The organism is Paenibacillus sp. FSL R10-2199 (assembly GCF_038000235.1).
In the GTDB taxonomy this organism is placed as follows: Bacteria; Bacillota; Bacilli; order Paenibacillales; family Paenibacillaceae; genus Paenibacillus_AQ; species Paenibacillus_AQ phytohabitans.
Map to the genome: position 1 here is coordinate 2,002,765 of NZ_JBBOBO010000001.1, position 19,232 is coordinate 2,021,996.

A 19,232-nucleotide genomic window follows, 5' to 3' on the forward strand; every position below is an offset into this window, starting at 1 on the left:
CTCTTCTATTCAAATCCTGCCTGTTTAATCTCAATTCCGTATTGCCGGGCGGTGTCCCTGGCCAGCGGAGTAATTACTGCCGGGCCGTTCAGAGTGATGGAGGTTCGGCCCAGCTTGAGGGCTGCGATGATATCCTCCTCTGTCAGCACCTGCTTCCTCGGTGGCTCATTGCTGGAAGATAGCCAGCTTCCTAGATCGCTGGGCGCCAGCAGCCTGATCCCGTAGTCGGATATTTCGGTCACCATGCTGCGCATTTTCTCTTTCAGCAGCGGACTGGCCTGAGATAAACCCTGCTCGCTCCAGCGGTAATGCTCCGGCTCCGCTCCGAGAGTAAGCGCGCCCACCGGCTTGCCGGCACATAGGTTCTCCACAATCAGCCTCACGAAGGGATGCCCGGTATCCAGCTGAACGAGCCGGGACAGGAGCGACAGCGATAGTACAGGGATCAACAAGGTGTCAGCATCGGCAGGGGAGAGTTTATGGGCCTGCCCGGGGTGGATAAGGTCATCTACTCCGGTTTGTCGTGCAAGTTCTCCGGCGTTATTTGTCCCAAGCAGCTGATCTTCCGCCCATAAGCGCAGCCTGACGTTACCTGTGCTTAAGCTCCGCAGCGCAGCGTAACCTTCCTCCATACCGATAAAATGGCCGGCCAGCAGCACCAGCACCCGGGGATATTCCTCATTCAGCGCTGCCGTTCTGGACCGGTAAGACAATCCCAGCAGGGCATTCTCCGCAACTGTGCTATGCCGGCTGTCCATGGGAGTATTTATTCAATACCCTTGGAGAGCAAGGCGCGTTCCACCTCACTATGCGGACGGGGAATGACATGAACGGACACCAGTTCACCGACCCGTTTGGCAGCGGCAGCTCCCGCATCCGTAGCGGCTTTTACCGCTCCGACATCACCGCGTACCATAACAGTAACGAGTCCGAACCCGATTTTCTCATACCCGCAGATTTCCACGTTTGCTGCCTTCACCATGGCATCTGCTGCTTCAATTGCACCTACCAGACCTTTAGTTTCGATCAATCCGAGTGATTCTCCCATTATAGAAAACCTCCAATAATTTAGTTGTAATTCAAAAATGCCTGCTGGAAACGAGATACGCAGTAAGGGGATAAGACAGATAGACAGGCGGACGGACAGACGGACAGACGAACAGACGAACAGATAGATAGACTGATAGTTAGATAGGTAGATAGGTGGACAGATAGACAGACAGACAGGCAGGCAGGCAGATAGACAGATAGATAGATAGGTAGATAGGTAGATAGGTAGATTGTTAGTGCTTATTCAATTTCTGGCAGATCCGGGGCCGAGGTACTGGCTGTTCCGGTTTGGTCGGTTTGATCAGCTTCAGCAAGTATGGCAGGTGCGGCAGATTTGGCTCCGTCCGATGTAGTTCCGGCGTCTGTCGTCTTGAAGTCTGCCGACAGGCCCGGCAGGAATCTGGACAGTATTTTGCGGTTCACATCTTCGTGGGCCTTGGCGATGACATGGGCGGAAATGACTGTACCTATCCGCTGGGCTTCGGCTTTGCCTGCATCTACCGCCGCGCCGACCGCAGCAACATCACCGCTTAAGTGAATGGTTACACCGAGTGAACCGCCGACGCCGATAACCTTCTCAACGGCAATCAGCTGCACATCCGCCGCTTTCAGGGTCGCATCTGCGGCGGAGACGGCGGTGGTATATCCGAGAGTCTCAATCAATCCGAGTGCCTGCATCACCGGCACCTCCTTTGTTATTGATGGGCTTAGTCTTTAGGACTGCTTGAGCGACAGGGCGGGATTACTTGTTTTATCAGAGTTGCTACTGGTCTGCAAAGCGTGTTAACCCAGGCAGCACACTTGCCAGCTGAGCGGAGGTTCCGCTGATTATGCAGTAGCTGCGTTCGGCGCGGAGGCTAAGGCCTGCATCCGGGCAGCCGCCGAGCAGCTGTTCCGCGAGGCCGATGCTGCTCCAGCGCGAGGCGGCATCGATTACGGCAATGGCCTCCTGTTGGCCTGCAGCCAGATGCCGCCGCAGCAGCGGGCCGGGCTGCAGGCTCGTGTATACCCGGACCCGGCGGGCGGAATCCCGCTGCAGGATGCCGGTGAGCTCCGTCAGCAAGCGGTCCAGCTTGGCGGAATCGTTGCTGAACAGCCGTAGCTCAAAGCTCCCGCCGCTGGCGCCCCACTGGATATCTGCTTCCAGAGCAGGATCACTGCCCAGCAGTTCTTCTGCGGCGAACAGCTGGCCCGGATGGCAGACAGGAACGCTTAGTATGCCTGCTGAGCTGCAGCTGCGGCCAGCAGTGCCTAGCACGCCGCGAAGCCTGCTGCTGATTACAGGGAACAGCCAGGCATCCATAGTTCCATCCCGGATGAGGGGGAAGGGAGTGTCCGGTGAAGCGGTGTTCCGGGAGTATGTTATTCCAGCTGAATCCTTGATCTGGGTAGCGCCAGCCCCGGGGATACCGGGCCGGCAGGGAATATCTCCGGCTGAATTCTTGCCCGAATGCTGAGCACCGACTGGAATAGAAGCCTGCCCACTCCCGGAAGATTGCCAGCCCCCGGAAGAATGCACGCTCCCGGTAGGAAGGGTGCGCAAGAGCAGAGGGGACAGATACCGTTCGGCAAAGCTCCGATGATCCCCAGGCTCATTGACTGCCGGGGATCGTCCGGTAGCTGTGGATGCTGCCGGCAGTTCCTGAGGAAGATGTCTGTTGTTGAGTTGTGCAGCGTTATCCGGCAACCGGACTGGAGTAGGGGATGCGCCGGGCAGGCCAAGTAATGCGAGCCTCTTCCCGGCCTGCTCCCGCTGGTAATTGACCCGCTTGATCCCGCCCGGCGGTTGCGGACAATCCCGGGGACTGCTGCAAGTGTCCAGGCAGTCCGCCCGGCTGCCCGCTGAACAGGAAGGGCTGGCGGAAGCAGAAGCCGGAGCAGAAGAAGCAGCAGCAGCAGCAGCAGTCGCACCAGGAGCCGGAGCAGCAGAAGCAGCCGTAGTAGCCGGAGCAGCAGAAGCAGCAGGAGTAGCCGTAGCAGAAGAAACAGAAGCCGGAGCGGGAGCAAAGACAGAAGCAAGCGCCGGAGCTGGAATAGGAACGGTAACGGGTGAAGTAACGGTAACAAGTGGAGCAACGGTAACAGGTGAAACAACGGATATGAGAGCAGGAGCAGCAGGGTGATTTCGCTCCAAAACCTCGGCAACAATGCTCTTCATGAAATTGGACAAGGGAAATCACCTCCTAAACTAAGTATGAATGCGCCCGTATAGGTTTCCTTCAGACAATTTTTCAGACAACTTGGGATCGTGTTGTTCACACGCAGAGAAGTGCTGCCAAACGGAAAAACGTCCACTAATCATAGGAAGAGTCCTATATAGCGTGCAGTACAAGCTAAACTTTAAAGACACTAACGAAAATCCTGCACGAAATACAACATTCCCCTCGTGAAATGGTAGCCTAATCCGGAATTGTTGTATAAAAGGCAACATTCCTCCCGTATTCAAGCTGCTAAGCGGGAGATTGTTGTATTTCATACAACAATCCTTACAAATTCCCTAGTATCGGGGTATCTAAGTTGTAAAACGTACAACTTTTAGGCCTGTGCTTACAGATGTGCTTACAGTAGTACTCACAGTACTTACAGACGTACTTACAGTAGCGGCTAGAAGGTAGTACTCACAGATGTACTTGCAGTAGTACTCACAGTCCTCACAGATGTACTCACAGATGTACTTGCAGTAGTACTCACAGTCCTCACAGATGTACTCACAGATGTACTCACAGATGTACTCACAGATGTACTCACAGTAGTACTCACAGATGTACTTACAGATGTACTCACAGTAGTACTCACAGATGTACTTACAGTAGCGGCTAGGAGGTAGCACTTACAGACGTACTTACAGTAGCTGCTAGGAGATAGTACTCACAGATGTACTTAAGTTACTCGTTTCGCTGCCGGGCAGCGGGCCGGAGAGTAATGCGTTAGTCCTTGGGTGGAGTGCCACGTGTTGTATATAGCCAGCGCATATTCATGGCTATTTACACGCAGCCGCAGAAACGTTTCTAGCTGTCCTTGCTACCCGCACTTTATAACCGGCTTGCTCCGGTCACCGCTGATTTGCAGCCTGTTAGCTATAGTCTTAGGTGCATGCATATAGTTCTATAGTTCAATCCATCTACAGCAGCATCCGCGCCAGATCCGGGTGCGGCCGGGGAATGACGTTGGAGGAAATCAGCTGTCCCCCTGTCCGGGGGTAAGCGGCGATACCGGCTTCCACGGCCGCCTGAACTGCGGCGACATCGCCTTCAACGATAACCGTTATAAGTCCGGAGCCGACGCGCTTGAAGTCGACCAGCTTCACATTTGCTGCTTTGCACATCGCATCCAGTGCTTCGAGGGCCGGGGTTAGTCCCCGGGTCTCGATCAATCCGATCGCTTGCATGATCCACCTCCTGTTAAGCTAATTTGTATCTCCATGATCCGGCTTCATCGTCTATAAATAATCTGCCAGCTCGATACTCTCCTGACCGGGGATGGAGGTCCGCCGGTAATGCTCCGCTTCAGCCAGCGGGAAGGTGGCGTCGATGCCCATTTTGGCGGTGACGCCGCGCAGGTTGTGCGAGGGCTCAAGCGGAGAACCCTTCGCTCCAGTAACGATGAAGGTGTCCAGATCAGCCTGGACGCGGGTGGCGATCGCCCACTCCACATCAAGCGGGTCCAGCAGGTTGACGTCCTCGTCGACAACGACTACATGCTTGAGATCTTTGTCGCCAGCGAAGGCGGCTAGAAGGGCGGTTTTGCCGTCGCCTTCCTGCACCTTCCGGATGCGGATGACCGCATGATAACGCCCGACGCCGCCCATGCTGATGTGAACATCTTTGACACCGGGGACGACCTGGCGGACGGAGCCCAGCAGGGCAATCTCACGTGCAATCGCCATCGGCAGCTTCTCCTCATAGCTGGCCGGGAGAATGGTCTGCCAGACCGGATTGTTCCGGTAGGTGACAGCGGAGAATTCCACGACCGGCTGCTCGGTGCGCGGGCCGTAGTAACCGCCGAGTTCGCCGAACGGACCTTCCGGTTCGCGGACCCGGGGGAGAATCCGGCCCTCGAATACAACCTCGGCCTCGGCCAGCACTTCAAGATCGATCGTCTTGCAGCGGACTACTGCAAGCGGCTGGCCGAGCAGGGCAGAGGCGACCTCCAGCTTATCGGCATGGAACAGGTGGGTGCTGACCTGGGAAGCCAGCACGACTGCCGGGACGATGCCGAACATGAATGCCGCCTCCATCGGCTCACCGCGTTCCTCGAATTCCCTGTACTGCTGGAATAATTCAGGGGAGGAGATCAGGATGCTGGTCCGGTTGCCGTCCAGCAGCTGCATCCGCCGGATGGAGGTGTAGCGCTTCTGCCCGTCCGCGCCTTTGACGACCATCACCCCGGAGACATAATAAGCTCCGCTGTCCAAGGCGTTATAGGTGCAGACCGGGAACAGCTCCCGCAGGTTAATCCGGCTCGTAATCACGTTGTCCTGCACCGGAGCCTGATCACAGCTTCTCGTAGGCAGCGGATGAACAACGGCCTCGATCAGCCGTGGCAGCAAGTCTTCCGGCTGCATGCCCATACTCCCGGCGAGCAGCTCTTTGGAGCCGCCAAGACCGGCTGCCATCGGGACGGAGTAACCTTTTACCTTCTGGAAGACCATGGGCTGCCTGCCCTTCACGGCCTTAATCACGGCCCCTAGCTCAAACTTGGGGTCCACCTCCTTGCGGACCTTCAGCAGCCGGCCGCTGCGTTCCCAGTGCTCCAGCAATTGCCGTATATTCATGAATGCCATCCGGGCTGCACCTCCTTCACTCATTAATTGTTGAACTGTACACCGTTGTAAGCTTCAGCGTGCCTTGACTCGCGCACCTTCCAAAAAGGGAATAAAAAAAGAAGCCGCAGACATAGAGAAAAAAGATTCTCTAAATCGCGGCTTCCTTCATTCTGTGAACAGAAATGGGGCAAACCTTATATTGGGGCAGCGGATCTGGATATAATCGGGATCAGCCGGTATAAGTCATCATCACGTAAGCTTAAGTTCCATTATAGTGAAAAAAAGCGAAAAGTAAATGACTAATGTTATATTACATGACCTTACTTCTGATGCGGAAAGTACGCGGGGAGAGTCCGCTCTCTCTTTTGAACATATTGCAGAATTGGGCATCATTGACGAATCCGGCAGCGGAAGAGACCTCCGAAATATGCATTTGGGTATGCAGCAGCAGAGATTTGGCATAATCCAGGCGCTTCAGTACAAGATAACGGTGCGGGGAATGTCCAAATCTTTCCTTGAACAGATGCCGGAAGCGGTCGTAGCTATAACCGGACATTTCTGCCAGAGAGGACACGGAGAGCTTATGGCGGTAATGCTCATTCATATAATTCAGCACATACTGCATCTGATCCTCTGCCGGGGAATGGAAATCCGAGGCGGCGAGCAGCCGCTGCAGATACACGGTAATTTCGCTCATTTGCAGATTCAGCAGCTCGGCGAACCCGTCACGCTTGCGCTTGAATTCCGCATTCATCCGCTGCAGGGTCTGCAGTACGGTATGTTCCTTATCATCGTCAAAAACGCCGGATAGCGTATTGATAATCGGATTGCCGCAATGGAAGCCGACGAACAGCACCTCCGGGCTGGGCTGATGATTCTCGTCATGCTTGAAACCTGCCGGAATCAGGCCAAAGGTGAAGGGCCGGAAATGATAGCTGCGCGGTCCAATGCTGCAGGTTCCCTGGCCATGGATATAATACACAAGCTCGAAACATTCATGCTGATGCGGAGGGATATACGTATTTGCTTCATGCTCTGCATTTACAATATATAGAACACGGTCCATGATGAGCCTCCCTTTATCGTCATTTAGCCGAATCGTACAAAAAGATGACCGAAAATATATAAATATTTATCTTTTCTTTTGTTATGATCTTATCAATTAAACCGAAGATTCTCAACTGGACTGGCCATCTTGTTCGGATTTATGCGGTTTTTTCGAGAAATGTAACATGAAATGTTTGGTTTTCAAGGTAAATTGCTTGTTTTCAGAATTTAAACAGTCTTTTATTCATGCTGCCCGATGCTACCCGTTAGACAAAACGTGTAATTGGAACTTTATGCTATTTTATCAGCGTTGATCTATTACAAAACAGGGGTGTGAACTTAGAAAATGAAAAAGAAGATGCTCGCTTTATTGCTGATGGCGGTTATGGTACTGGTCACTGCATGCGGAAACAACACGTCCGGCAATGGTAATGCGGTCAACTCCGGAACAAATGCTGAAGGCGGAGAGGCTGCTGCAGGGGACAAGCTCAAGGTGGTGCTGCTTATTCCGGGAACGCTGGGCGACAAGTCGTTTTTTGATGCGGCGAACAGCGGCCTGCAAAAAGTGAAGGACGAGCTCGGCGCCGAAACAAAAGTGGTCGAAATGGGCGCGGACAAGACGAAGTGGGAACCTACTTTTAATGATATTGCTGCTGAGGATTGGGATGTTGTCATCTCGGGCGGCTCAGAAATTACGGAAATGTTCAATGCAACGGCTGAGGCGAATCCGGATAAAAAATTCATCAACTACGATACCGATATCGATGAAGCGCCTGAAAATATGTACAACATGTCGTATTCGACCAATGAGGTCTCTTTCCTGGCAGGGGCGGCGGCAGCACTTGCGACACAGTCTGATATGCCGAATGCCAACCCGGAGAATGTGATCGGATTCCTGGGCGGGATGGATATCCCCGGCATTAATGCTTTTCTGGTGGGCTACATCCAGGGCGCACAGTATGTTGATCCGGATGTGAAGGTAGCGGTATCCTATGCCGGAGATTTCGTGAACCCTGCCAAAGGCAAGGAATTGTCGCTGATCCAGTACAACTCGGGTGTGGATATTATTTTCAACGTAGCCGGCGGTACGGGACTGGGAATCTTTGATGCAGCCAAGGAAAAGACTAAATATGCTATCGGTGTTGATTCGGACCAGGCGCTGCTGCTGAAAGATACGGATAGTGAAAAAGCAAACCTGATTGTCACTTCCGCGATTAAAAAGATCGATACGGCCATTCTCGGCGCAGTGAAAAAACTGCAGGACGGGACGCTTGAGATGGGCAAACGTGATGTGCTCGGCTTCGTTGAAGACGGCGTAGGCATTGCGGAGAATGACATTTACAAAGACGTATTCCCTGCTGATCTGCAGGCTAAGGTGGAAGAAGTGAAGCAGAAGCTGATTAATAAGGAAGTTACCGTCGACAATGCGATGGGCATGGAAACGGCTGAAGTTGAAGCGATCCGCAATGCCGTGAAGCCTTAAGATTATTGATCAAAGATAGCTTTATAAAATGAAATTGGCTTACACAGCTCTGCAGTTGGAGGCTCTTCTCTTTGGGAGAGCTCCAGCTGCCTATTTTTGCAGACCACCCAAGTTGAAAGGCGTTGATGACCCATGGCAAATGCTCTGCTGGAAATGCGGGGAATCACCAAAGTATACCCGAACGGCGTTGTTGCCAATAAGGATGTCGGATTCTCCCTGCGGGAGGGCGAAATCCATGCGATCGCGGGAGAGAATGGAGCCGGTAAATCGACTCTGATGAAAATCATGTTTGGGATGGAGGAGCCGAGTGAAGGCGCGATCTATATCCGGGGAGAACAAGTGAAGCTGCAGTCCCCGCAGGACGCAATTGACCGCGGCATCGGCATGGTTCATCAGCATTTCATGCTGGTGCCTTCTTTTACTGTGGCCGAAAATATGGTGCTGGGCATGGAGCCGCGAAAAGGTGTGGGCTTCAATGCTGGTGAAGCGGTGCGTCTGACGGAGGAAACGGCACGCAAATATAACCTCTCGGTAAACGCCAGGGCTAAGGTGGAGGATCTGTCGGTCGGCATGAAGCAGAAGGTGGAAATTCTGAAGGCACTGGTTCGCGGGGCCAAAATCCTCATCCTCGACGAGCCGACCGCCGTGCTGACTCCGCAGGAAACAGAGGAGCTGTTCCATGAGCTGCAGCAGCTTAAGGAGCAGGGTCACACCATCGTGTTTATCTCGCACAAACTGAAGGAAGTTAAAGCAATCTGTGACCGGATTACCATTATGCGCGGCGGCAGGAGCGAAGGAGTCTTCCAGACCCGCGAGGTGACGGAGCAGGAAATTTCCAGGCTGATGGTCGGCCGCGATGTCGTGCTGAAGTACGACAAGGACAGCATTCCGCACGGCAAGCCGGTGCTTAGGGTAGAGCAGCTGGCTGTTTCGGACAGTCAGGGCAAAGCACTCCTCGCGGAGATTAGCTTCTCGGTCCGCGAAGGCCAGATTGTCGGCATCGCCGGCGTCGAAGGGAACGGGCAGACGCAGCTGATTGAAGCGCTGACCGGCGGTCTGCGCGGCGTCTCCGGCAGTGGGGCGGTTAGTGTAAAAGGCACGGATATCCGCGGGCTGGATATTCTGGGCATCCGCAGCCTGGGCGTATCTTATATCCCGGAGGACCGGATGCGGCAGGGCTCCGCCGGAGACGCCAGCATTGCCGACAACCTGATCTCTACGCGCTACCGTTCGAAGGATATGAATAAGGGGCCTTTTCTCCACAGCTCCAAAATTGCTGCTCTGGCGTCATCGCTGGTAGAAGAATTCAAAGTGCGCTGCTCCGGTACACGGCAGCCAGTCGGCATGCTGTCCGGCGGCAATATGCAGAAGGTGGTCGTTGCAAGGGAGTGCTCCACGAATCCGCAGCTGCTGATCGCTGAGCAGCCGACCCGGGGTGTGGATATCGGGGCTGCGCAATTCATTCATCAGAAGCTGCTGGAGCTGCGCTCGGACAAATGCGCCATAGTTCTGGTATCGGCGGATCTGAATGAAATTCTGGAGCTGAGCGACAGTCTGCTTGTGATGTACGAGGGGCAGATCGTTGCGTATTTCGACAATCCTTCTGCCGTGAGTGAGGAAGAGCTGGGACTCTATATGCTGGGAATTAACAGGCAGGACAAAGAGCAGACCGGGAGGGCCTTAAATCATGTTTAGAGCTAAATATTTTGAGGCAATCCGGACGGCAGCGGTTATTGTCATTGCGCTGATTATCGCATTCCTGATCATCTCGCTGGTCAGTGACCAGCCGCTGAAGACGATTGGTATTTTCCTGCTGGAGCCGTTCTCCACCAAGGGGCATATCGGCAATGTCATTGAGATGGCCATTCCGCTGATGTTCACCGGCCTTGCCGTCTCGCTGCTGTTCCGGGCCAATATGTTCAACCTGGGGGCAGAGGGGATCTTTTATTTCTCTGGTGTCGTGGCCTCTGTACTGGCGATTCATCTCAGCCTGAACAGCTGGCTGCATCCGCTGGTGGCGATATTGGCAGGCTCTATCACAGGGGCGCTGCTGTCAGCCATTCCCGGAATTCTCAAAGCGAAGTGGAACGCCAATGAACTGGTGACCTCGCTGATGTTCAATAATATCCTGTTCGGGGTGGGGCTATACCTGCTGAACTATCATCTGCGGGATGCCAAGGCCTTCGCCAACGTTTCGTTTAAATTCGAGAAAACTGCGCAGCTGAGCAAGCTTTTTGCAGGCACACGGATTCATACCGGACTTATTATTGTATTGGTGCTGATTGTACTGGCCCATCTGTTCCTCTACCGGACCAAATGGGGCTATGAGCTGCGGATGACAGGCGTCAACCGGGAGTTTGCCCGTTACTCGGGTATGAAGACTGCCAAGGTTATCATTCTTGTGCATCTGATCGCCGGGTTTATTGCCGGTATGGGCGGCTCGGTGGAAGTACTCGGGATGTACAGCCGCTTTCAGTGGACTTCTTTGCCGGGCTACGGCCTGGATGGTGCCCTGGTGGCGATGCTGGCCAAAAACAATCCGCTTTCTGTCATTGTCTCTGCGCTCTTCCTGGCCTATATCCGCATTGGAGCCGATCTGATGGCGCGGCTGTCCGATGTGCCGTCCGAGATGATCTCGATCATTCAGGCTGTGATTATCCTGCTGATTTCGGCTGAGCAGTTCCTCAAGTTCTGGAAGAACCGCATGCTGCTGAAGGAGGCGAAGGAAGCATGAATAGTCTGCTGGATGTCATTCTGACGACGGATTTTGCCTTCTCTGTATTGCGTGTGACAACACCTATCCTGTTCGCTGCACTGGGAGCGCTCATCTCGAACCGTGCCGGAATCATCAACATCGGGATGGAAGGGATTATGCTGGTCTCGGCTCTGGCCGGTGTTATTGTCAGCGCCTATACGCATAGCGCCTGGGTCGGGCTGCTGGGTGCGGTATTGTCGGGAACGCTTATTGCCGGGATTTTGGCCTTTTTCACCTTGAAATTCAAGACGCATATCATTCTAGGCGGTGTGGCGATTAATATGTTCGCCTCAGGCGGAACGGTATTTATTCTGTATCTGCTCAGCGGGGACAAGGGTTCATCGACCTCCTTGGCGAGCAAAGTATTGCCGAGTGTGCAGATTCCGCTGCTGAAGGATATTCCGGTGCTGGGTCCGATTCTGTCGGGACATCACATTCTGACTTATTTCTCGATTCTGTCTGTGCTTGTGGTCTATTATCTGCTGAACCGCACCCCGCTGGGGCTGCGTATCCGCTCGGTAGGCGAGAATCCGCATGCGGCCCAGTCGGTTGGAGTCAGCGTGGTCCGGATCCAGTACACGGCGCTGCTGCTCAGCGGCTTCTTCGCCAGTCTGGGCGGAGCTTATATGTCGATGGGCTATTTGTCGCTGTTCACCCGTGATATGGTGGCCGGCCGGGGCTGGATTGCGATTGCTGCTGAATCCATGGGCCGGAGCACAACCGTAGGAACAGCGCTAACTTCGCTGCTCTTCGGCGCAGCCGATGCGCTCTCCAATGCCCTGCAGGTGCTGAAGATTCCGGCGGAGCTGATCGCTACGCTTCCTTACGTGGCGACGGTAGTGGGGCTGATTATATACGCGGTCTCGGAGACAAGGAAGAAGAACAAGAAGCTTAAGACGACTACGACCAAATAGTTGAGGCTATGAGGGTAGCCTAGTTACGATCAACCACAATAGGAGCAGTTTCAATTTCGTTTTAGATTAGAAATCAACCTACAAGGGAGCGACAACGATGCCAACACCTATCATAATTGACTGCGATCCGGGGCATGATGACGCGATTGCCATTCTGCTTGCGCTGGCTCATCCCGGGCAGCTGGAGATCCGGGGCATTACCACGGTTGGCGGCAACCAGGTTCTGGATAAAATCACCGATAATGCACTCAAGGTGCTTAGCTTTGTAAATGCCGATATTCCCGTAGCCAAGGGAGCGGCGGCTCCGCTGCTTGGTAAGCTGGTAACCGGAGAAGCAGCACATGGGGAGTCCGGCATGGACGGCCCCGCGCTTCCGGCGAGCAAGTTCAAGCCGGTGGAACAGGGAGCGGTAGAATTCATGCTGGAGATTATCCGCGCATCCAAAGAGAAGATTACCCTGGTGCCTACAGCTCCGCTAACGAATATCGCCCTCCTGATTACCGCTTATCCGGAAGTGAAGGACAGAATCGAGAAGATCTCTCTGATGGGCGGCGGGCTGGCCTATGGCAATGTGACCCGGACAGCGGAGTTTAATATATATGTCGACCCGGAGGCAGCGCGGATTGTCTTTGAATCGGGGATTCCCATTGTGATGAGCGGACTGGATGTGACGGATAAGGCGGCGATTTTTGAAGAGGAGATTCAGGAGCTGAAGACCCGTGGACCCGTATCGGTAATGGTCGGAGAGCTGCTGGATTTCTATTCGATCTACGGCAAAAAGATGGGATATATCGGCAATGCGCTGCATGACCCGTGCGCGATTGCCTGGCTGCTGCATCCGGAGCTATTCGAATCGGAGCATCTGCATGTTACGGTGGAGACCGAAGGCAAGCTGACCCGGGGGATGACTGTTGCCGACCGGCGCAAGAAGCCGGAGCAGCCTGCCAATACAGAGGTGCTGCTTGGCGTAGACCGTGAAGCCTTTATTAAGCTGCTGTTTGATTCACTGGAGCGGTTAGACCGCGGGCCCCTGCCTGCGGCGGGAGCATTGTAGCGGATGGCAGGCTGGGAACGTCTGCAGGAGACGGTGCGGCTGGAGCTGCAGCAGCGGATAGAGGAAGGCTGCCGGCCTGGCAGTCTGGCAGAGAAGCTGGCTGCTGCCGGAAGTGATGAGGGCAAGCTCATGGAGGTATACCGGGAGCTGATGGCCCTTCAGGTGGCCGCGGACTTTCCTTACGAGGAGCCCTCGGATCTGGCGTCGATCAGACGGCTGCGCCCCGGAGGTCCGCGTAAGCTTACGGTGAATTGGACACCGGAAGAGTGGAGGGACAGGTTCTATGGAGCGTGGCTTGGCCGGAGTGTAGGCTGTGCGCTGGGCAAGCCGCTGGAATACTGGGATTATCTGTACGGGAAGGACGGCCGTACCGGCTGGGAGAACATTGAATTGTGGTTCCGCGGCGCGGATGCCTGGCCGATTACAGGATATACACCTGAGTACTCTACGGCCCGGGCGGAATACGGTCTGGGCTTAAGCGACTGGTCATTCACCAGCACCCGGGAGAAGATCAGCTACATGGAGAGTGACGACGATATCCGTTATACGGTCCTCGGTCTGATGCTGCTGGAGCAGAAAGGGCTGGACTGGGATTCCTGGGATATCGGCAAGCTGTGGCACGGGCATCTGACCTACAGCCAGGTATGTACAGCAGAAACACAGGCCTATATGAACTTTGCCGGCGAAACCTCCCATCTGCACGGTGAGAAGCCGGAGGATTGGCCGCTGCGGCAGGAGCGGGTGCGCATGCATCTGAATCCGTACCGCGAATGGATCGGGGCGGCCATCCGTGCGGACGCCTTGGCCTATGGAGCGGCCGGGAATCCCGAGCTTGCGGCGGAGCTGGGCTGGCGGGATGCCTCCTTCTCCCATGTGAAGAACGGGATCTACGGTGAAATGTTCAATGCTGCAATGATCTCTGCTGCGTTCGCGGGCCTTGATAACGAGCAGATTGTGGAGATTGGACTCAGCGAAATTCCTCAGACGAGCAGACTGGCCGGGGATGTGCGGACCGGAATAGCCATTGCACAGGAAGCGGGCAGCGAGCGGGAGCTTGTCAGCAGGCTATGGGACCGGTTCAGCCATTATGACCCAGTGCATACCAATAACAACGCCGCCATCGTTGCAGCTTCGCTTATATACGGCGGCAATGACTTCGAGAAAGCCGTGGTTACCTCTGTCTCTGCCGGGATGGATACCGACTGCAACGGTGCCACAGTCGGCTCCATTATGGGAGCTAAGCTGGGCGCAGCCCGGCTTCCCGCCAGTTGGACCGCACCGCTGAATGATCTGCTGTACGCAGATCTGCCGGGCTTCCACCCGATTGCGATTTCGGAGGTTGCCGAGCGGAGCTATCAGGTGTTCCTGAAGATCCGTGCAGAGCTGGGAGAATAGGATTAGCTTGGCTTTCATACATTATTTTTCTTAAAAGAACAGGGAAGCCCGCAGCCATGCCACACTGGCTGCGGGCTTCCCTGTTTCGGCAGAAGGCCGGCACAGCCCTCCTAAGCTTCCCCCCAGCGCTTCATCAGCTGATGGTCAATTCCGAGTGCGTCGAGGACGCGGGCATTCATGAAGTTCACCAGCTCCCAGATCTCGGTCGGATGATTGTAAAAGCCCGGCGAAGCGGGCATGATATCTGCCCCCGCCCGGGCAATCCGCAGCATATTCTCCAGATGAATCACATGGAGCGGGGTTTCGCGCGGAACGATAATCAGCCGCCGCTTCTCCTTGAGCACCACACTGGCTGCCCGGCTAAGCAGTGTATCCCCCATGCCGTTAGCGATAGCTCCCAGCGTATTCATTGAACAGGGGATGATGACCATCCCGTCTGTTTTGAAGGATCCGCTGGCCACGGGTGCGAACAGATCTGTATTGGACAGCACAGTAGCGTATCCGGCCAGCTCCTGCATATCCGCACCGCACTCGTATTTCATCACATTCTCCCCGGCACCTGTGGCGATGACATAGGTTTCAGCCCCAAGCTGATGCAGGCTGCGGATCAGGGAATAAGCGTATATGGAGCCGCTGGCTCCGGTAATGCCGACGATAATTTTCATGGCGTAAGCTCCTTTTGAAATGAAAAGAAGCCGCTGAACTAGAGGGGTATCCCTCTAAGCAACGGCTTCCTTCAGTCTGTAAACAGAAATCGGGCAAACCTTAGGCCTAATCAGCGCACCCAGAATACAATCCGGACGCCGCCGCTTCTACTTGTTATTCACTGATAATGATCGTGCTGGCCCAGCCCGTGCCCGGATCATAATCCCGGAGTACACCACTGACGGGCAGATCCAGTTCATCGGCCAGCTTCTTCCGGAAGATCCGCTTGAACTCCTGATGGAGCGCAGCATCCACCGACTGCTTCAGCTCGGGATAGTTCTCTTCCAGCGCCCGCAGTGCAGTTACCCGCTGATGCTTCACCAGAAAGAGGATCATCGATTCGCCGGCGGCATCTATTCTCAGCTGTGTGACACCCACCCCATACAGTTCCCTATGCACTTCATTGTAGCAGCGGGAGAGGCGCTTCTTGAATTCGTTGGAGGATAGAAGACTGTTTAACGTCAAGAATATCACTTCCCTGTGTGAGATAATGCCGGATAATCAATAAAATTAACCCTAATTATAGAGAATATCCGCAAAAAGTAAATGACCAATGTTACTTTATGTGACTCCGATATCTGATTAAGTTGTAATTCACATCATTGAACTTGTATGTTAGCATTATTTGTAATTCATTTGCTGACAAAATTTAGATTCGGGGATTGGAGCGAGGCTCATGCTGAAAGTCATGATTGTTGACGATGAACCGTGGGTTCTTGAAGGACTTAGGACGATGGTCGACTGGGAGAAATCCGGTTACGAAGTATGCGCCGAAGCGCTTAGCGCTGTGGAGGCCCTCCGGTTAATTCAGGAGCATAAGCCGGACCTGCTGCTTACGGATATCAACCTTCCCGTAATGAACGGACTCGAGCTGATTGCTGCCGTGAAGGAAGTGATGGATCACCCGCCCAGATTCGTTATTCTGAGCGGATATGACGATTTCAATTATGCCCGCACTGCGCTGCGCCAGAAGGTGGATGGCTATCTGCTGAAGCCGGTCGATGATGAGGAGATCGGGGCGCTGCTTTTGAAGATCAGAGCCATCATCCAAAATGAAATCGCTTCCAGAGAGGAGGGCCGCAAGAAGCAAAACTTCCTGGTCCATAATCTGATCAACCGGTTCATTCAGGGGGAATGGAGCGAAGAGCTGGAGCGCGCAGCGGATAGGCTGATGGACCTTCAGCATGAGACGGAGCTGCAGTGCATCCTTGCTGCTGCTGTATCAAGCACAATGAGCCTGAATGAAGGGGAGGGGGAAGGATTCCCGGGTGAGCTTGGCTATGTCTTTCAGGACCCTGCGGGCAGGCCGGGTCTTATTGTGCGGTGTGCGGGGATGTCCTCCGAAGCCATTGAGGCCGCCGCCGCCCAGGTGCAGAGGGCACAGTCGGAGAAGCTTGGCGTTCCTGTGGCCGTACTGATCAGCGGCAAGCGGAAAGGGGCGCGCTCCATCCAGGAGTTGTACACACAGAGCCTTGAGGTCTGGGGATTGAAGTACCGCAGGGAGAAGGGCGGAATCTTCTACTATAACGACCTGGGAGCAAAGGGCCAGTCCCTGGAATTAGCTGAAGGGCATTTCACCTGTGTGCTGGAGAAGGTCAAGGCAGGCGAGACCGGGCAGATTCTGAGTTGTGTCAGGGAAGCGTTCGCTGCCATTACGGCCAAGCCGCTGAAGATCGATGCTGCCCAGGCCGAGGTGGCTCATCTGGAGATGACCTTATGCCGTAGCATCGCTGAAATGCAGGGAGATCCCGACCGAATCATGAACGCGATGCGGACGGAGTATGGCAATCTGGGCGGACTCGCGGATTATTACCGGCTGAGTCTGTATGTGGACAAGCTCTGCCTGCAGGCAGCGGCTTATCTGGCTGAATTACGGGCGGATAATGAAGGGAATACGATCTATAATGTCATTCAGTACGTGGATCTTGAATTCCGGAGCAAGCTACAGCTTCAGGATATTGCCAAGCAGTTTCATATGAATTCGGCCTATTTGGGCCAGCTGTTCCGTAAGGAAACGGGCCGGAGCTTCAGCGATTATCTGAATGAGAAGCGGATTGAAGCGGCCAAGGGCCTGCTTAAGCGCACCCAGCTCAAGATATCGGATATCGCACTGCAGGTGGGCTTTTCGAATACGGATTATTTTATCGACAAGTTCAAGGGGAGGGTTGGTTCTTCACCTTCAGTCTACAAAAATGCCAATAAGAACAAGCAGCTATAAGAAAGCCGGGTGCATAAGGCATGTGGAGAAAAAGATTCAAATTCACGACGATTGTTAACGATATCCCGCTCAATTACAAGTTCTACCTGATTTATATTGTCGGTGTACTTCTGCCTATAATGGTGCTTAATCTTGTATTTCTGGACCGGATTACGGATCTTATCAAATCCAGAGAACAGCAGAACCTGGAGATTTCCCTGGAGCGGGCGCGCAAGGATATTCTTGATTTCATCGAAGGGGGAGTCTCCGTCGGATATGCATTGTCTACGGATAAGAATCTGTACGAGATGCTGGACCGCACCTACACGGACTCCATAGAATTCTATAATATGTTCGACGAACAGCTGAGGGACCGGATGAACAGCTACATGCCTGTTAACAACCAGCTGGAGCGGATCAGCATCTACACAGACAACCGCACCATTGTATCCGGCGGGAATTACCAGGTCATGAATGACAAGGTATGGGCCAGCGACTGGTATAGACAGGCGAAGAATGCGAGTACCCAGGTGTTTGTGACCGCCTACCGGACTAGTGAGAACAAGAATCTGGCATCGTCAATCCCTACGCTAAGTGTAGTTGAAACGATGGATAATTACAGAAACTTGAATAAGTATGAGAAGGTGCTGCGCATTGATCTGGATCTTAATGAGATCTATGACATTATTGTCCGGGAGAAGGATTACTTAAGCCTCTACCTCATCAATGAGCAGAACAAGATTGTCATGTCAGCGGACAGCGGCTATCAGCGGCTCACCAAAGAACCCTATCCCGTATTCGATCAGCTGGGTAACGGTCAAGGTCAGGAGGAGGATGTTCGGATAGTACCTGTGGGTACGGCCAACTATCTCAAAGGCTGGAGAATTGCCGGAATCACCCAGGGTGAGCGGATTTCCCAGGCGATTCTGGATATACGTCTGTACGCGGCTGGGCTGGCAACAACGCTTACGCTGCTGACCAGCGGATTCATCTATATTATGCTGCGCTCTTACAATTACCGGGTGAAACGCCTGTCCCGTCATATGCAAAAGGTGTCTAACGAGAAGTTTGAGCTGATCACCATCGATGAGGGGCGGGATGAGATCGGCGGCTTAATCCGCAATTTCAACCGGATGACCTCCAGAATCCACTCGCTGATCAACGATGTGTATAAGCTGGAGATCCAGAGCAAGAATCTGGAGATGGAGCGCGTCAGGGCGGAGCTGAACTTCCTGCAGAGCCAGATGAACCCCCATTTTCTGTTCAATACGCTGAATGCGATTCTGGTGGTCTGCACCAAGAATAAGTATTCCGATGTTACGGATATTGTGAAAAGCCTGTCGAAGCTGCTGCGCAGGCTGCTCAGCTGGAAGGAAGACCTGGTGTCGGTGCAGGAGGAGATCACATTCATCGAGATGTATCTCAAAATCGAGAAATTCAGGTTCAGGGATAAATTCGACTATGTGTTTGAGATTGATGAGCAGTCACTGAAATATAAAATTCCGAAGCTGAGCATGCAGCCGCTGGTCGAGAACTCCTGCAAGCATGGATTACAGACGATTGAAGGGCTTGGCATTATCCGGGTGAGTACGGCTGTGCTGGATAACCGGCTGCAGATTAGCGTATCGGATAACGGCAAAGGCATAGAGCCGGATAAGCTTAAAGAGCTGCTGTTCGCCATCCGCAAGGAGGACTCCTCCGGGGCCAATATCGGAATCCGCAACGTCTACCGCAGGCTGGAGCTGTATTATGCCGATCAGGTGCGCTTCGAGATATCCAGCACACCGGGTCTGGGGACCTTGGTCACCTTCGGCATTCCGCTCAGGCTGCTGGAGATGAATCATCCCTTGGAAGGCGAGGTGTAACC

Annotated in this window: 17 protein-coding genes; 8 read left to right on the plus strand and 9 right to left on the minus strand. The window is 53.9% G+C overall.

Features of this window, described 5'->3' with window-relative positions:
* Positions 1 to 5 precede the first annotated feature (5 nt).
* From NYE33_RS08935 to NYE33_RS08965, 7 genes are all read right to left on the minus strand, one after another.
* Positions 6 to 758: a hypothetical protein gene (locus NYE33_RS08935; protein WP_341065497.1), complete on the minus strand. Its 753-nt coding sequence runs from the start codon at positions 756 to 758 to the stop codon at positions 6 to 8.
* A gap of 8 nt (positions 759 to 766) precedes the next feature.
* Positions 767 to 1,048: a BMC domain-containing protein gene (locus NYE33_RS08940; protein WP_019908484.1), complete on the minus strand. Its 282-nt coding sequence runs from the start codon at positions 1,046 to 1,048 to the stop codon at positions 767 to 769.
* A gap of 242 nt (positions 1,049 to 1,290) precedes the next feature.
* Positions 1,291 to 1,728: a BMC domain-containing protein gene (locus tag NYE33_RS08945; RefSeq protein WP_341065499.1), complete on the minus strand. Its 438-nt coding sequence runs from the start codon at positions 1,726 to 1,728 to the stop codon at positions 1,291 to 1,293.
* Between the two features lie 85 nt (positions 1,729 to 1,813).
* Positions 1,814 to 3,220: a hypothetical protein gene (locus NYE33_RS08950; protein WP_341065501.1), complete on the minus strand. Its 1,407-nt coding sequence runs from the start codon at positions 3,218 to 3,220 to the stop codon at positions 1,814 to 1,816.
* A gap of 951 nt (positions 3,221 to 4,171) precedes the next feature.
* Entirely contained in the window at positions 4,172 to 4,438 is a 267-nt protein-coding gene (locus tag NYE33_RS08955; protein ID WP_042139963.1) for a BMC domain-containing protein, read from the minus strand.
* A 51-nt stretch (positions 4,439 to 4,489) separates the two neighbouring features.
* A complete protein-coding gene (locus NYE33_RS08960; RefSeq protein WP_076247748.1) occupies positions 4,490 to 5,833 on the minus strand; it encodes a UbiD family decarboxylase in 1,344 nt (447 codons plus the stop codon).
* Between the two features lie 292 nt (positions 5,834 to 6,125).
* Positions 6,126 to 6,881 (minus strand): helix-turn-helix domain-containing protein, encoded by a 756-nt coding sequence (locus tag NYE33_RS08965; protein ID WP_039307282.1) that lies wholly within the window; start codon positions 6,879 to 6,881, stop codon positions 6,126 to 6,128.
* 327 nt (positions 6,882 to 7,208) lie between these two features.
* Here NYE33_RS08965 and NYE33_RS08970 point away from each other — a divergent pair, with 327 nt between their 5' ends.
* From NYE33_RS08970 to NYE33_RS08995, 6 genes are all read left to right on the plus strand, one after another.
* Positions 7,209 to 8,345 carry a BMP family ABC transporter substrate-binding protein gene (locus NYE33_RS08970; RefSeq protein ID WP_042139960.1) on the plus strand — a complete coding sequence of 379 codons (1,137 nt, stop codon included), beginning with the start codon at positions 7,209 to 7,211 and terminating at the stop codon, positions 8,343 to 8,345.
* 132 nt (positions 8,346 to 8,477) lie between these two features.
* Positions 8,478 to 10,040, plus strand: a complete 1,563-nt coding sequence (locus tag NYE33_RS08975) for an ABC transporter ATP-binding protein (RefSeq protein ID WP_039307286.1) — start codon at positions 8,478 to 8,480, stop codon at positions 10,038 to 10,040.
* Positions 10,033 to 11,079, plus strand: coding sequence for an ABC transporter permease (locus NYE33_RS08980; RefSeq protein WP_039307289.1), 1,047 nt, complete (start codon positions 10,033 to 10,035; stop codon positions 11,077 to 11,079). Before NYE33_RS08975 ends, NYE33_RS08980 begins: the two co-directional genes overlap by 8 nt.
* Complete coding sequence (locus NYE33_RS08985; RefSeq protein WP_042239634.1) at positions 11,076 to 12,014, plus strand: ABC transporter permease; 939 nt, start codon at positions 11,076 to 11,078, stop codon at positions 12,012 to 12,014. The genes NYE33_RS08980 and NYE33_RS08985 overlap by 4 nt, the downstream gene beginning before the upstream one ends.
* Positions 12,015 to 12,111: 97 nt before the next feature.
* The gene (locus NYE33_RS08990) at positions 12,112 to 13,068 is read left to right on the plus strand and encodes a nucleoside hydrolase (protein WP_076247745.1); all 957 of its coding nucleotides are present in this window, start codon (positions 12,112 to 12,114) and stop codon (positions 13,066 to 13,068) included.
* A 3-nt stretch (positions 13,069 to 13,071) separates the two neighbouring features.
* The gene (locus tag NYE33_RS08995) at positions 13,072 to 14,463 is read left to right on the plus strand and encodes an ADP-ribosylglycohydrolase family protein (protein ID WP_076247743.1); all 1,392 of its coding nucleotides are present in this window, start codon (positions 13,072 to 13,074) and stop codon (positions 14,461 to 14,463) included.
* Positions 14,464 to 14,573: 110 nt separating this feature from the next.
* Here NYE33_RS08995 and NYE33_RS09000 read toward each other — a convergent pair whose 3' ends face one another.
* Together NYE33_RS09000 and NYE33_RS09005 are read right to left on the minus strand one after the other, a co-directional pair.
* Entirely contained in the window at positions 14,574 to 15,128 is a 555-nt protein-coding gene (locus tag NYE33_RS09000) for a UbiX family flavin prenyltransferase (protein ID WP_039307295.1), read from the minus strand.
* Between the two features lie 154 nt (positions 15,129 to 15,282).
* A complete protein-coding gene (locus NYE33_RS09005) occupies positions 15,283 to 15,633 on the minus strand; it encodes a hypothetical protein (protein ID WP_083705715.1) in 351 nt (116 codons plus the stop codon).
* Between the two features lie 211 nt (positions 15,634 to 15,844).
* Between NYE33_RS09005 and NYE33_RS09010 the strand changes: the two genes are divergently transcribed.
* Both NYE33_RS09010 and NYE33_RS09015 read left to right on the plus strand, forming a co-directional pair.
* Positions 15,845 to 17,386 (plus strand): response regulator, encoded by a 1,542-nt coding sequence (locus NYE33_RS09010; RefSeq protein WP_076247739.1) that lies wholly within the window; start codon positions 15,845 to 15,847, stop codon positions 17,384 to 17,386.
* 20 nt (positions 17,387 to 17,406) lie between these two features.
* Positions 17,407 to 19,230: a cache domain-containing sensor histidine kinase gene (locus NYE33_RS09015; protein WP_042139950.1), complete on the plus strand. Its 1,824-nt coding sequence runs from the start codon at positions 17,407 to 17,409 to the stop codon at positions 19,228 to 19,230.
* Positions 19,231 to 19,232: the final 2 nt, after the last annotated feature.

Bases quoted from the DNA above. Each gene is read 5' to 3' on its own strand.
- NYE33_RS08980 (WP_039307289.1), top strand. From the start codon at position 10,033: ATGTTTAGAGCTAAATATTTTGAGGCAATCCGGACGGCAGCGGTTATT.
- NYE33_RS08970 (WP_042139960.1), top strand. From the start codon at position 7,209: ATGAAAAAGAAGATGCTCGCTTTATTGCTGATGGCGGTTATGGTACTG.
- NYE33_RS08965 (WP_039307282.1), bottom strand. From the start codon at position 6,881: ATGGACCGTGTTCTATATATTGTAAATGCAGAGCATGAAGCAAATACG.
- NYE33_RS09015 (WP_042139950.1), top strand. From the start codon at position 17,407: ATGTGGAGAAAAAGATTCAAATTCACGACGATTGTTAACGATATCCCG.
- NYE33_RS08990 (WP_076247745.1), top strand. From the start codon at position 12,112: ATGCCAACACCTATCATAATTGACTGCGATCCGGGGCATGATGACGCG.
- NYE33_RS08975 (WP_039307286.1), top strand. From the start codon at position 8,478: ATGGCAAATGCTCTGCTGGAAATGCGGGGAATCACCAAAGTATACCCG.
- NYE33_RS08985 (WP_042239634.1), top strand. From the start codon at position 11,076: ATGAATAGTCTGCTGGATGTCATTCTGACGACGGATTTTGCCTTCTCT.
- NYE33_RS08940 (WP_019908484.1), bottom strand. From the start codon at position 1,048: ATGGGAGAATCACTCGGATTGATCGAAACTAAAGGTCTGGTAGGTGCA.
- NYE33_RS09010 (WP_076247739.1), top strand. From the start codon at position 15,845: ATGCTGAAAGTCATGATTGTTGACGATGAACCGTGGGTTCTTGAAGGA.
- NYE33_RS08955 (WP_042139963.1), bottom strand. From the start codon at position 4,438: ATGCAAGCGATCGGATTGATCGAGACCCGGGGACTAACCCCGGCCCTC.
- NYE33_RS08995 (WP_076247743.1), top strand. From the start codon at position 13,072: ATGGCAGGCTGGGAACGTCTGCAGGAGACGGTGCGGCTGGAGCTGCAG.
- NYE33_RS08960 (WP_076247748.1), bottom strand. From the start codon at position 5,833: ATGGCATTCATGAATATACGGCAATTGCTGGAGCACTGGGAACGCAGC.
- NYE33_RS09000 (WP_039307295.1), bottom strand. From the start codon at position 15,128: ATGAAAATTATCGTCGGCATTACCGGAGCCAGCGGCTCCATATACGCT.
- NYE33_RS08945 (WP_341065499.1), bottom strand. From the start codon at position 1,728: ATGCAGGCACTCGGATTGATTGAGACTCTCGGATATACCACCGCCGTC.
- NYE33_RS08935 (WP_341065497.1), bottom strand. From the start codon at position 758: ATGGACAGCCGGCATAGCACAGTTGCGGAGAATGCCCTGCTGGGATTG.